This is a genomic window from Mesorhizobium sp. ES1-1, assembly GCF_020164785.1.
GTDB lineage: Bacteria > Pseudomonadota > Alphaproteobacteria > Rhizobiales > Rhizobiaceae > Mesorhizobium.
Genome location: NZ_JAIUGX010000015.1, coordinates 12,905 through 25,544, shown reverse-complemented (window position 1 = coordinate 25,544; position 12,640 = coordinate 12,905). Strand labels below are relative to the sequence as shown.

The following is a 12,640-nucleotide window of genomic DNA, read 5'->3' as shown; positions in this document are numbered from 1 at the left end:
GAGTTACCATGGGCACGGATTTCGCCAAATGGCTGAACGACAATGTCGCGTGGCTGACCGAGCTGCGCCGGGATCTCCACGCCCATCCAGAACTTGGCTTCGAAGAGGAGCGGACCTCGCGCATCGTCGCCGATATGCTTCGGCAGGCCGGCATAGAGGTGACGCAGAATGTCGGGCGCACCGGCGTGATCGGGGTCATCAAGGGAAGACTCCCCGGACAACGTTCGATCGGCCTGCGGGCCGACATGGATGCCCTGCCGATCCTTGAGGCGACCGGCCTCCCCTATGCTTCGAAATCGAGCGGGTGCATGCATGCCTGCGGCCATGACGGCCACACCACGATGCTGCTTGGCGCCGCGCTTTATCTTGCGGAGAACCGGGATTTCGGCGGGACGCTCAACCTTATCTTTCAGCCTGCCGAGGAAGGGCGGGGCGGTGCGGACGCCATGCTAGCCGACGGCATCTTCGAGCGCTTTCCCTGCGACGCGATCTATGGCCTGCACAACCAGCCGGGCGCCCCCGTAGGGACCATGGCCGGACGTCTGGGCCCATCGATGGCGGCTGCCGATTTTTGGCAAGTCATCTTCAAGGGCGTGGGCGGGCATGGCGGCGTGGCGCCCCATCAGGCGACGGACATTACCTACGCGCAAGCGCAATTTGTCTTGTCATTGCAGGGGATCGTCGGCCGATCGCTGGCTCCGCTCGAGACAGGCGTCATCAGCGTCGGCTATATCCACGGCGGTTCGGCGGTGGCGCCGAGCGTGATCCCGTCCGAACTGGTCATTGGCGGAACGACGCGGAGCTTTCGGCCCGAGACGCGCGATCTGATCGAGCGCCGCATGCGCGAAGTGGCGGACCAGACGGCCCGGACCTGGGGCTGCCAGGCCGAGTTCAAGTTCAACCGGTCGACGAGCGTGGTGGTCAGCGCAGAGGAACCGTTCAAGTCTGCGTCGGCCGCGGCAAGGGCAACCGTCGGCGAACAGAACTACAACGACAGGCTCGACCTGTCCTGCGCCGGCGAGGATTTCGCCAATATGATGGATGTTCGTCCCGGCGCGTTCTTGTGGATAGGCAACGGTATAGAGCCAGACGGAACGTTTCACCAGCTCCACACGCCGCACTACAACTTCAATGACGACATCATACCAACGGGCGTACGCTATTGGATCAATCTAACGCACTTGGAACTCGGCGGTGACTGCGTCTGAAAAGCCAAGCAACGGCGTTTGCATGAGAAGTGCACCATGTTTGATTGACCCTTGTTGCGCGCTTTAGCTTGAGCGCCTCACGACCCGAGGAGCCTGCGCGCCTTCCCATCTGTCAGATGAAAACACCCACGAAGTCGCGTCGGAAAGCGCGCGGTTTCAGATCTTAAGGAACACATCCTTCCGACGCTGGTTGAGGCCCCGGTCACAACCGAACGAGATGTCATGAAGCGGAAAAAATCGGCCGGATCGCCTATCGACTTGATCGGTTTGACCACGCTTTCGGGAACTGGTGTCCCCTCAGCCGAGCGACCAGAAGCAGTCCCTCGCACACCCGCCGCAGCCATAGCCGCGAGGCTGATCGGTCCTGTACAGGAGGCCGGCTCCGACGGGTTGATGTTCATCGCAAGGAGCGAAAGCCAGGCGGAGGAGGTTTCGGCCGCTTTCAAGGGCTTCACACCGGAGGCCCAGGTCATCCTGCTGCCGCCCTGGGACTGTTTGCCCTATGATCGGATCCAGCCATCGCGTGAAAGCATGGGCAGACGCGCCGCCGCGCTGGTTGCCATGGCCGAGCAGATCAATGCCCCCGTCAGGCTGGTCGTCATGTCACCGGAAGCAGCGCTTCAACGCATTGCGCCCCTGGATATGATCGCGAGCGGGTTCGCCACCCTGAAGATAGGCCAATCGATGGATATCAAGGCGTTTCAAGTTCATTTGGAGCGCTGCGGCTATCTGATGGACGATCGTGTCGACGAGCCCGGCGAGTTCGCCTTGCTTGGGCAGGGGCTGGATATCTTCTCCCCCGGCGCGCCGCAGCCATACCGGGTTCTGGTGGAGGACGGGGTCATTGCCAGCATCGGCGCTTACGATCCCCTGAGCCAGCGCACGGAACAGCTTGTTGACCAGATTGTGGTCGCGCCCTCCACGGAGTGTTTGCCAGATGCGGTGGTGAATGACGATCCGCCCAAAACCCAGGGCATGGAAGCGCGCTTGTTGGCAGCAGGCGTCGAATTGAGCAGCGTTTTCGAGCTTCTGCCGAACACGCGGATTGTTCTGGGTGCCGGGGTCGACGAGCGTTTCGGTGCTGCCATGACATTGATCGATGACGCCCGCCATGCTCGCGACAAGCAGATGGGGCGGAAGCCAACCGAGGAGCGGTTTTATTTGAGCCGCTCCTCTTTGGATGAAGCAATCGGGCATCGTCGCTCTGAATTGGACATGAGCGGTGTATCGCCTACGCCGAACTTCATCGTCGAGGTCAACCCTTCAAGGGCGGCGGCCGAGTTCGTGGCCGATAGAGCGCAAGAAGGGCTGCGCATCGTACTGGCCGGCACAACTTCGGAACTTGATCGCCTTGTGAAAGCCGCGACGCGTGGCGTGAAGAAAACGCCCCAAACGGCTGAAAGCTGGACGAAGGCGCTCAATGGCAAACCCGGCAGTATCTCGAGCATCGATCTCGATATCGATAGCGGCTTCGTCGATCGAACCTCCGAAATTGCCGTGGTGGCCACCGCCAATGTCTTCGGGACGCGCCTGAACGAGACGGACCGCGAAGGAACGACGCTGGCCGGGGAACCCGAATTGCGGATCGGCGATGTCGTCCTGCACGAAGATCATGGCATTGCGGTCTTGCGGGCACTCGAAATTGTGGAGGTGGGAAACGTCGCCACCGACACCGTGCGCCTTGAATTCCGTGACGGGGCTACGCTGTTAGCGCCCGTCGAGGAATTCGGGCGCATCTGGCGCTACGGCGCGGACGAACAAGCCGTCACGCTCGATAAGCTGAACGGCGATGGCTGGGCTAAACGCCGAGCACAGCTGAATGACGAGATCGACGAGGCTGCGCGCCACCTCGTGAGGCTGGCAAACGAACGCGATGAGGGTGGAGCACGCATCGTAAAGCCGCCGCGAGCTGCCTACGCTCGCTTCGCCGCCAGGTTTCCATACCCTGAAACGGTCGATCAGGCCGCGGCGATCGCCTCCGTAATCGATGATCTGTCGTCCGGAAAAGCCATGAACAGGCTGATCTGCGGCGATGTTGGTTTTGGCAAGACTGAAGTGGCGCTGCGCGCTGCGGCGACCGTCGCTTTGAACGGCGGCCAGGTCGCCGTCGTGGCACCGACAACGGTGCTGGCGCGCCAGCACTTTGAGACGTTCTCTCGCCGGTTTGAAGACATGGGAGTGAGCGTGGCTCTTCTTTCACGCGTCGTCGGCAACGCCGAGGCAAAGAAGGTCAAGGCGGGTCTTGCCGACGGCACGATCGGAATTGTCGTTGCGACGCACGCCATAGCCGCGAAAGACGTAGCCTTCAACGACCTGGCCTTGCTGGTCATTGACGAGGAACATCGTTTCGGCGTCAAACTCAAGCAGCAACTTCGCACCCTTGCGCCTCGCCTGCATGTGCTGTCGATGAGCGCGACGCCGATACCGCGCACGCTAGCAGCAGCCATGGTGGGCGTTCAGGAGGCCAGCCTTCTGGCCTCGCCGCCGGCGCGGCGGCGACCCGTCCGGACCGAACTCGCTCCGTTCGATGCGGCCTCGTTGAAGGTGGCGCTGATCCGCGAACATCGGCGGGCTGGCCAGAGCTTTTGCGTGGTCCCACGCATCGAGGACATCGAACGGACGGCAGCGGAATTGCGACGGCTCGTGCCGGAGCTCTCCCTGCTCGTGGCGCACGGTGACATGAAGGCCGCGGAGATGGACGAGGCGATGATCGCCTTTGCCAACGGCGATGCCGACATACTCCTGTCGACCAACATTATCGAGAACGGGCTCGATGTGCCGCGCGCCAATACGATCGTGATTTTCCGTGCCGATCGATTTGGTTTAGCTCAACTGCACCAGCTGCGAGGCCGGGTCGGCAGGGGAAGGGCGCAGGGTCACGCCTATCTGCTGACCGAGCCGGGCAAGGACATCTCCCCCGAAACGCGATCACGGCTGTCGACCCTCCTCGCATTCGACCGGCTGGGCTCGGGCCTCGCAATCAGCAGCCGCGATCTCGACCTTCGGGGTGCGGGCGATCTGGTTGGCGAAGAACAAGCAGGCCATATGAAGCTGATCGGGCTGAGCCTCTATCAAAAATTGTTGGCGCTTGCTGTCGACAAGACGCGCGGAAAGGACCGCTCGATGCTTCGGCCGGCCATCGACCTGGAATTCTCGGGCACCCTGCCGAGCGAGTATGTGCCTGAGCCGGTGGTCAGGTTGAATCTCTATTCTCGACTGCAGCGCTTCGAGGCGCCCGCCGAGATCGATGCTTTCGCCGATGAACTCGAAGACCGGTTCGGCCGGCCGCCGCCGGAAGCGACCATCTTGCTCGATCTTACGCGACTGAAGCTCTCAGCGGCCGCCGCCGGTATCATCAGAATTGCAGCCGGACCCGTTGCGATCGCGATCGAGTTCGCGAATGCGGACCCGGTCGTGTGCGCTCGTCTGGAGAAACGGTCCGATTGCACGCAAAACAACGGACGCTTCATCTTTAAGCTTGCGACGATACCAGGACCGGAGCGGCTCGCCGTCGCGCTGGGATTGGTGAACAGCATTGCCAATGGAGATCAAGCCTCTCGATGAGACGCGGCCGAGTGAGCGAGGACGTCGCGCCAGCGGCAACGTCGCGTACGTCCAGCGAACCAAACGCCTAGTTCAACTGGTCAAACCGGCATTGTCGCGGCGCCTTGTCCGGCCGCCATCGCAAGAACTTCGTGCCGTGCCGGAAGCGCTGCCCCGTAACATGGTCGAACCGCACCTCAACCACCAATTCCGGACGCAGCGGTTCCCATTCACCGCTTCGCTCGGTGCTCCATCGGCTGGGCCCGCCCGGCGCATTTCCGGTGAAGCCTGGCGGCTCGCGCAGGGCCTTCAGCCGATCGGTTAGCGCTCCACGGTCGGCATTGGCGATCGTCGAGGTGAAGCCGACATGGTCGAGCTTGCCGTCCTCATTATAGAGACCAAGCAGTAGGGAGCCGACCTCAGGCCGGTCAGCTAGGTAACGGAAGCCGCCGACGACGCAGTCTGCCGTGCGCATCCGCTTGACCTTTATCATGGCGCGCTCGCCGGGAAGGTAGGGATCGTCAGTGCGCTTGGCGACAATGCCGTCCGTCTTGCCTCCGGCGCCCTTCAACCAGGTTTGAGCCTGCTTTCGGTCCAGCGTGGCGGGAGACAGTTCGACGCCTGGGGTTGCCGCGCTTGTGACGAAAGCTTCCAAAGCGTTCCGTCTGGTCGACAGTGGCTTGTCGACGAGAATTTCCCCATCGGCATCGGCCAATATGTCGAAGAGCACCATCTTGGCGGGCGTCTCCACCGCCAGCTTGCGAATGCGGCTTTCGGCCGGGTGCAACCGCATCTGCAAGGCGTCGAAGGAATATTCCCCGGAGCGTTCGATCAGGATTTCGCCATCAATGACGAAGCGTGGCGCCGGAACACTGCGTAGAAGATCGAGCAGTTCTGGAAAATAGCGCCCCAACGGCTTTCCTGACTTGGCTCGAATGTCCACCGAATCGCCCGCTTTGAAAGCGAGGCAGCGAAAGCCGTCCCACTTGGGCTCATACTGCCAGCCGGTGCCCTCGACAGGGATCGCATCGGCGAGTTTGGCTTCCATCGGGGCTGTGTCGACGGGCAGAAGAAATTGGGTCGCTGCGCTCATCTTTGCCTTCGCTTTACCGCTATGCTTTCCAAAGGTCGAGAAGCGGGCCGTTTTTCCCATAGACAGGGTCCATGCGCGGTCTTGCGACCTTGGGAATCGTCTTGACCGCGCTCGCATGCTCCTCGCTTCCGGTGCATTCGTCATAGGTGCCGCCAGGCGGGTAGGCGCCGACCACCAGGAAATCGCCGGTCGCAGAAAGCCGCTGGTGGCCCGTGCCGGAAGGCAGCACGGCTACGTCTCCAGCCTTAAGGGTGAATGTGCGCCCACGCTTCCCGCCGAACCGAACCTTACCCGATCCGCGGGCAATACCGAGCACTTCGTGGATGCGGGAGTGATAGTGGACGTAATCGTAGATGCCGTCTCGCCAGGAGCTTCCCCAGCCATTGCGGCCGAACAGGTCCTCGAAGACTGCCGCCGGGTCAAACTCTCCGGGCAATTTCACGGCGCCACGGTAGACGATCAGGCCCCAATGCGGGTGGTTGGGGATCAGGCCTTCATCGCCGAAGCGGAAAGCGTTGGCCTTGCGCGGGCGCACCAGGCGGTCCAGTTCGTCGTCAGATGGCCGCTGCCAGCCGGTGACCTGTTCGATAGCCGCTTTCGCGCTTTCGATTATCGGCATCACATTTCTCCCAGCATCAATCGCCGGCACCAACGTGTTCCGGCGGTCGTATCTCAGTGATCTAGGGCTGCCGAATGTACAGGCAAACGGGAGCGAGGTTCCCGCGACCCGCTGCCTATCGCAATCTGGCGGTACTGGCCGAGCGGGTCCGTCGATCCCCCACGATTTGATCAAGGGACAGATTCCTTGCCACCCTGTCACGATGACGGTTATCCGTGGTCGGCCGTCTGCACAGAGTCGTGTGAGACCACGTCCTTGCCTTTCGTTGCCAGATAAGCGCCGGCCAGCATCACGGCCATTCCGGCGATGGCAGGAGCGCTAACGGTCTCGTTTCCGATAACCACGCCGAGCAACAGCGCCACGATCGGTGAGACAAAAGCATAGGCTCCGGCGCGGGACGCCCCGATTTCACGCAGCAACCGCATGTAGAGCGTGTATCCGATGAGAGATCCAAACAGCACCAGGAACAGCCAGCCGCTCCACGCGGCCGCGCCCCACCGGCCAGCAAGAGCTTCGCCGGCGCCGGACTCCAGCAGGAGGGAACTGGCGATCAGGACGAGCCCACCGGCAAGCATGGTTGTCCCTGCGATGAAGTTCGAAGGGAATTTACTCAGCAGAGGCTTCGCCAGTACCGATCCCCAGGCATAGGTGATGGCCGCCGAAGCGACACACATACCGCCCAGAAGCTGCAAGGCCGGATCACCGGTCGCATGCTGCGCCGAAGCCCCGAATGCGTCAGGCCCAAACAAGATGACCAGACCCGCAACGCCCAGAAAAATTCCAAGGAGCCGATGCCAGCTGTATGGCTCCTGGCGCAGCACGAGCGCAAAGCCCAGAAGGGCAATGGGCGTCAACGACATTTCAAGGACCGCCGCGGTGCCCGAGTTGACGTACAACATGCCCCAAAACAACGGCCCATAACACAGAGGGATCATCAGCATGCTGACGATCCCAAGCCGGGCCAACTCGCCCGCGGCAACTCGGGGCAGGGGCGCAATGAATGATGACGCGAGAAGCAGGATCGCGCCGGCGGCAGTGAAACGGGTCCCGGCAAACAAGAGGGGCGGTACCGCGCTGATGCCTGCTTTTATGGCGATCCAGGTGCTACCCCAGATCACGCAGAGGGCAAGAAACGAGATTAGGTTGCGATATTGCGTCATCACGGCCCCAAACTAATTGTAACGGGTAAAATAGCAATAAGACGTTACAACTTGGCCTTGCGTTTTAAGTTCCCCAAACCCATTCTCCGCAGATGAGCGACGAAAAAACGGTCACGACCATGCGGCTGGTGGGGGGCAGTCCAGTCCTCGACTTCGTCAATACGGTCGACGCGCGCCGCGATCGATGGGGTCCCGATCTCTTGCGGACCTATGACGACCTGATCGAATGGGCGATACGAGTCGGGTTGATCACAAGCGAGGTCGGCGCGGGTCTGGCCAAGGCATCCGCAGCTGCGGAGCTGGACGCAGCACTGGCAGAGGCCAAGGCGCTTCGGGAATCCATCTACGCCGTGTTCCAGGCGGAAGCGGCCGGAGAGCCGGCACCGGCCCCCCAAGGCGCGGATCTCACCCGGGCGGCCTCCCGAGCCCTTTCAAACCGGCGTCTTTGCCATGCGGGCGCTCAGTTCTTCTGGGGGTGGAAGGACGATGGTGACTTGAACACCATCGCCGACCGCGTCGCCCTGGAAGCTGCCGAACTCCTGGTGACAAGCAAGCTCAGACGCCCCGTGCGCGAATGTCTCGGCCCCTATTGCGGGTGGCTGTTCCTTGATTCTTCACGTGGAGGCCATCGCCGCTGGTGTAGCGACGCCAGTTGCGGGACCCACATGCGGGTTCGGCGGTTCAGGGCATCACGAGCCCACGGGGAGCGGAGTTAGAAGCTCATATGAAGTGGACGCACGCAGGTCCACGCAATGACGATCCCAACCCGCGCTGCGAACCCAGACATCAAAGCACATATGGTGCAGGCCGGGCGCGGCCGAGTTCAAATGGGCCGACGCGAATGGCAAGCCCATCCTTCCGCAAGATTTCCAGTGTTCCGGCTCATGGCATCTCTGTCACGAACTTGGTCCGCAGATAGGCGTCGAGGCCTTCAATGCCGCTCTCCGAGCCATAGCCGGATTCATTGACGCCGCCGAACGGCGTTTCGGGCGTGGAGACCATCATGTGGTTGACGCCAACCATACCCGCCTCAAGTTCCGCTTCGGTCTTCTGCGCCAGGCTGAGATTGCGGGTGAAGACAAAGGAAGCCAGTCCATAAGGCAGCGAATTCGCCCGCTCGATCATGTCGTCGAAGGTAGAGAATGCGGTTGTCGGCGCGATCGGCCCGAACGGCTCCTCGAGCATAATGCGCGCCGTGTCCGGCACGTCCCGCAGCAATGTCGGCGCGTAGAAATAGCCCTTATTGCCGATGCGCTTGCCGCCGGTGACGACGCTCGCGCCTTGTGCCGTCGCGTCGCTGACGAAAGCGTCCATGGCGTCGAGCCGCCGAGCCGCGATCATCGGCCCCATCTGGACCGTGCTATCGAGACCGTCGCCGATCCTGAGCTTTTCCGCGCGTGAAGCAAAGCCGTCGACGAAGCGATCATAGACCGCCTCATGCACATAGAAGCGCGTCGGTGAGGTGCACACCTGGCCGGCATTGCGGAACTTGAAGGCGACGACCGTGTCGAGCGTCCTCTCGAGGTCGGCGTCCTCATGGACGATGACGGGCGCGTGGCCGCCAAGTTCCATCGTGCAGCGCTTGAGCGTATCGGCAGCCTGCTTCTGCAACAGCTTCCCAACCGCCGTCGAGCCGGTCAGCGAGACCTTCTTCGGAATGGGCGAGGCGATGAGATAGGAGGAGATCCGCGCCGGCTCCCCGAAGACAATGTTGAGCACGCCTGCTGGAAGCCCGGCATCCTGGAAGCAGCGGGCGATAGCGACCGCGGTTCCCGGCGTTTCCTCCGCCGGCTTCAGGATAATCGAGCAGCCGGCGCTGAGCGCGCCCGAGATCTTGCGGATCACGTTGCTCGCCGGAAAATTCCAGGCTGCGAAGGCGATGACCGGCCCCACCGGTTCCTTAAAGACCATCTGCCGCACGCCCGGCAACCGCGCAGGGACGATGCGTCCATAGGCACGTTTGCCTTCCTCGGCATACCAGCGGGTCGCGTCGGCTGCGAACTGCACCTCGCCGACTGCTTCGGCCAGCGCCTTGCCGTTCTCCATCGTCAGAGTGCGGGCAATGGTTTCCTTGCGCTGTTCGATGAAGTCGGCGGCCTTGCTCATAATAGCCCAGCGCTGCATGGCGGTCATCGCCTTCCACAGCTTGAACCCTTTGACGGAGGCTGCGAGAGCGCGGTCGAGATCGGCTTCCGTGGCATGCGGCACGCTTGCCAGCACTTCTTCGGTGGCGGGGTTGAGCAGGTCTTCGCTCTTGCCGTCTGCTCCCTGGCACCACACGCCGTCGATCAGCAGCTCGATCTTTTCTGGATACATGTCCGGACCCTTCACAGTTGTTGGCCCGCGGAAGCCAGCGGCATATTGCTCGCCAAAAGAAATGTCCGCGATGGCTTGACCTGTACATTGTATACAATATGGTGTCGACATGCTTTTAGCGCGCATTCAAAAATTGTCTGTCGCCATTCCGGAAAATCTCGCTGAGATGCTGGAGGAGGAGATCATCTTCGGTCGCCTCAAGTCGCAGGAGAGATTGACCGAGGAAATGGTCGCCGCGCGTTACGGCGTGAGCCGGTCGCCGGTGCGCGAGGCGCTGAGGCTGCTCGAACGCGACGGACTGGTGACGCGTGAAGCCAGACGCGGCATCTGGGTTTCGCCCATGTCGCAGCGCGACTTCGATGAGGTCTATACCTGTCGCATCGAGCTGGAAGGCCTGGTCGCCAAGCAGGCCGCCGAATCCGCCGACATCGAAAAGAAGGCCGAATTCAAGAGCCTGCTGTCGGAGCTGAAGCAGGCTCAGGCTCGCAACGATGCGCGGCAGTTCTTCATCGTCGACGTGCGAGGCTCCTTCCTGACCTATACGCTGGCAGGCAACAAGACCCTCACGCGACTGCTCGGAGGCCTGGAAAAGCAGGCCTTGCGCTATCGCTATCACGCCTACGAACAGGATCCGAAAATCATCCAGCTCTCGCTGGACGATACGGGCCGGATCTATGACGCGATCATGGCCGGGGACGGCGAAAGCGCCAAGGCGATGACCGAAAACCTCATTCGGGAAATCTGGCAGAGCATGCGGGCCGGCATTCGCGACGCCTTCGGAGAGGGTTAGGTCGTGTCCAGCTTCTCCTCAGCCTTCAGCGTGATCGATTCCCATACCGCAGGGCACCCGACGCGCGTCATCCTGAGTGGGATCCCCAACCTTTCCGGTTCGAGCGTGCGGGACAAGCGCGACCATTTCCGGCAGCAATTCGACCATCTACGCCCCGCGCTGCTGCATGAGCCACGCGGCCATTCGGCGATGGTTGGCCTCGTCCCCGTAGCGTCGGATCTTGCCGACTACGGCGCCTTCTTCATCTCATCCTACGTCTATCTCGACATGTGCGGCCACGGCACGATCGGTTTTGCACGGACGCTGGCGTTCACGGGCCAGATATCTGCCGAAACCGGCGACAGCTTCACCCTGGAAACACCGGCCGGGGTCGTGACTGTCGGTCTGGTCTGGAACGAGGACGGTTCCCTCGACCGCGTGCGGATCGCCAACGTTCCGAGCTATGTCGGACTGGAACACCTCACAGTGTCCGTCGAAGGCCTCGGCAACGTCGATGCGGCAATCGTCTATGCCGGCATGTGGTACGCATTGGTGGATGCCGCTCCACTCAGGCTTGAACTGGTGCCGGACAATGCATCCGCGCTCATGCGTGCCGGCGCCAAGATCAAGGATGCGATCAAGGCATCGACAATGGACCTGCCGCTGCTAGCAGGCGCGGCCGCTCCGAGCGTGCTTTTTTACGACGCCGACAGCGAGCATTCCGCAACGCATTTTCTCGTGCTGGAATCCAACAAGTTCGACCGCTCGCCTTGCGGCACCGGCACTTCGGCGCGTCTGACATATCTGCTGCAGAAGGGCCTGATCGCCCCCGACCAGATCTACGAAGCCAAGAACATCTTCGGCATCCCGTTCAAGGCGCGCCTGCAGCGGCGCCTCGAGGATGGCCGCGGGGCGATGATCATCGAGATCGAAGGCTCGGCATTCATAACCTCGACCCAGACGATCTACTTCGAGACGAGCGACCCTCTCTCGAAGGGATTTCTAGCCCGATAATCACCAAAACTCAGAAAAGGGGAATGACATGAAATTCACTGTAATGCGTACGTTCATGGCCGCTTTGACCATCGGCCTCGGCCTGCTCACCGCGCCGGTCACCGCCTCGGCGGACGATAGCCCATCCGCCGTCATTGATCAGATCCGCGCCAGCGGCGTGCTGAAGGTGCCGGTCATGACCGGCGAGGAACCAGGCTATATCAAGGATCCGGCGACAGGCCAGTGGAGCGGCTTCTACTACGAATTCCTCGGCGAGATCGCGACCGCTCTCGGAGTCAAGCTCGAGCCTGTCGAGACGACCTGGGGTAACCTCGCCGCCGACTTCCAGTCCAACAAGATCGACATCGCCATCGGCGTCAATCCGAACCCGAAGCGCGGTCTCGTCGTCGACTATCTCTGGGAGCCGCTATTCACCGACGCCTGGGCGGTGCTGACGCCTCCAGGCAAGCCGGTCAAGACCTGGGCCGAGCTCAATTCTTCGGACAAGACCGTCGTCGTGCAGAAGGGTAGCACTATGCAGGTCGTTGCCGAAGCCTTGCTGCCCAAGGCCAAGATCACCCCGGTGGAAGACCGTGGTCTGGCGCTGATGGAACTTCAGGCCGGTCGCGCCGATGGCGTCGTCTTCTCCGTTTTCGACGCGCTGCAGATCACCAACCAGAAGATCGGCAATGTGTCGTTGCCCGAGCCGATCCTGCGCAACCCCGCCACGCTCGCCGTCGCCCGCAAGCCTGGCAATGCCGGCTTCATTAACTTCCTGACCAATTGGATCCTGCAGGAGCGTTCGCTCGGTCTGGCCCAGGGCAAGCTTGCCCGCGCTTGGGAAGCCCGCGGCATCGACCTGTCGATCCTTCCGGCAGGCTTCAGCTTCTGATCGAAACAGCCTGACCGCCGCCTGTTGCGGCGGTCAGGCCACCACTG

General features: G+C 61.9%; 10 protein-coding genes. 6 read left to right on the top strand and 4 right to left on the bottom strand.

Annotated elements, in window-relative coordinates:
• The first annotated feature begins 8 nt into the window (after window positions 1-8).
• The gene (locus LB513_RS22595) at window positions 9-1,208 is read left to right on the top strand and encodes a M20 aminoacylase family protein (RefSeq protein WP_224665753.1); all 1,200 of its coding nucleotides are present in this window, start codon (window positions 9-11) and stop codon (window positions 1,206-1,208) included.
• 222 nt (window positions 1,209-1,430) lie between these two features.
• Complete coding sequence (locus LB513_RS22590) at window positions 1,431-4,772, top strand: DEAD/DEAH box helicase (RefSeq protein ID WP_224665752.1); 3,342 nt, start codon at window positions 1,431-1,433, stop codon at window positions 4,770-4,772.
• 67 nt (window positions 4,773-4,839) lie between these two features.
• On the opposite strand, the gene LB513_RS22585 is transcribed toward LB513_RS22590, so the two are convergent.
• The 3 genes from LB513_RS22585 to LB513_RS22575 all read right to left on the bottom strand — a co-directional run bounded on the left by LB513_RS22585 (window position 4,840) and on the right by LB513_RS22575 (window position 7,623).
• Window positions 4,840-5,844: an ATP-dependent DNA ligase gene (locus LB513_RS22585; protein WP_224665751.1), complete on the bottom strand. Its 1,005-nt coding sequence runs from the start codon at window positions 5,842-5,844 to the stop codon at window positions 4,840-4,842.
• A 19-nt stretch (window positions 5,845-5,863) separates the two neighbouring features.
• Window positions 5,864-6,463, bottom strand: coding sequence for a cupin domain-containing protein (locus LB513_RS22580; protein ID WP_224665750.1), 600 nt, complete (start codon window positions 6,461-6,463; stop codon window positions 5,864-5,866).
• A 209-nt stretch (window positions 6,464-6,672) separates the two neighbouring features.
• A complete protein-coding gene (locus tag LB513_RS22575; RefSeq protein ID WP_224665749.1) occupies window positions 6,673-7,623 on the bottom strand; it encodes a DMT family transporter in 951 nt (316 codons plus the stop codon).
• 92 nt (window positions 7,624-7,715) lie between these two features.
• Between LB513_RS22575 and LB513_RS22570 the strand changes: the two genes are divergently transcribed.
• Window positions 7,716-8,339, top strand: a complete 624-nt coding sequence (locus LB513_RS22570) for a CGNR zinc finger domain-containing protein (RefSeq protein WP_224665748.1) — start codon at window positions 7,716-7,718, stop codon at window positions 8,337-8,339.
• Window positions 8,340-8,505: 166 nt separating this feature from the next.
• Here the strand turns inward: LB513_RS22570 and LB513_RS22565 are convergent, their stop codons facing one another.
• On the bottom strand, window positions 8,506-9,939 hold the full coding sequence (locus tag LB513_RS22565; RefSeq protein ID WP_224665747.1) for an NAD-dependent succinate-semialdehyde dehydrogenase: 1,434 nt from the start codon (window positions 9,937-9,939) through the stop codon (window positions 8,506-8,508).
• Between the two features lie 109 nt (window positions 9,940-10,048).
• On the opposite strand from LB513_RS22565, the gene LB513_RS22560 reads away from it, so the two are divergent.
• Genes LB513_RS22560 through LB513_RS22550 form a run of 3 tightly spaced genes read left to right on the top strand, consistent with a single transcriptional unit; the run spans window position 10,049 to window position 12,593 of the window.
• Entirely contained in the window at window positions 10,049-10,729 is a 681-nt protein-coding gene (locus LB513_RS22560) for a GntR family transcriptional regulator (RefSeq protein WP_224665746.1), read from the top strand.
• A 3-nt stretch (window positions 10,730-10,732) separates the two neighbouring features.
• On the top strand, window positions 10,733-11,722 hold the full coding sequence (locus LB513_RS22555; protein ID WP_224665745.1) for a proline racemase family protein: 990 nt from the start codon (window positions 10,733-10,735) through the stop codon (window positions 11,720-11,722).
• 28 nt (window positions 11,723-11,750) lie between these two features.
• Window positions 11,751-12,593 carry a transporter substrate-binding domain-containing protein gene (locus LB513_RS22550; protein WP_224665744.1) on the top strand — a complete coding sequence of 281 codons (843 nt, stop codon included), beginning with the start codon at window positions 11,751-11,753 and terminating at the stop codon, window positions 12,591-12,593.
• The last annotated feature ends 47 nt before the right edge of the window (window positions 12,594-12,640 follow it).

Coding starts and splice junctions, on each gene's coding strand:
- LB513_RS22595 (WP_224665753.1), top strand. CDS start 9: ATGGGCACGGATTTCGCCAAATGGCTGAACGACAATGTCGCGTGGCTG.
- LB513_RS22590 (WP_224665752.1), top strand. CDS start 1,431: ATGAAGCGGAAAAAATCGGCCGGATCGCCTATCGACTTGATCGGTTTG.
- LB513_RS22585 (WP_224665751.1), bottom strand. CDS start 5,844: ATGAGCGCAGCGACCCAATTTCTTCTGCCCGTCGACACAGCCCCGATG.
- LB513_RS22580 (WP_224665750.1), bottom strand. CDS start 6,463: ATGCCGATAATCGAAAGCGCGAAAGCGGCTATCGAACAGGTCACCGGC.
- LB513_RS22575 (WP_224665749.1), bottom strand. CDS start 7,623: ATGACGCAATATCGCAACCTAATCTCGTTTCTTGCCCTCTGCGTGATC.
- LB513_RS22570 (WP_224665748.1), top strand. CDS start 7,716: ATGAGCGACGAAAAAACGGTCACGACCATGCGGCTGGTGGGGGGCAGT.
- LB513_RS22565 (WP_224665747.1), bottom strand. CDS start 9,939: ATGTATCCAGAAAAGATCGAGCTGCTGATCGACGGCGTGTGGTGCCAG.
- LB513_RS22560 (WP_224665746.1), top strand. CDS start 10,049: ATGCTTTTAGCGCGCATTCAAAAATTGTCTGTCGCCATTCCGGAAAAT.
- LB513_RS22550 (WP_224665744.1), top strand. CDS start 11,751: ATGAAATTCACTGTAATGCGTACGTTCATGGCCGCTTTGACCATCGGC.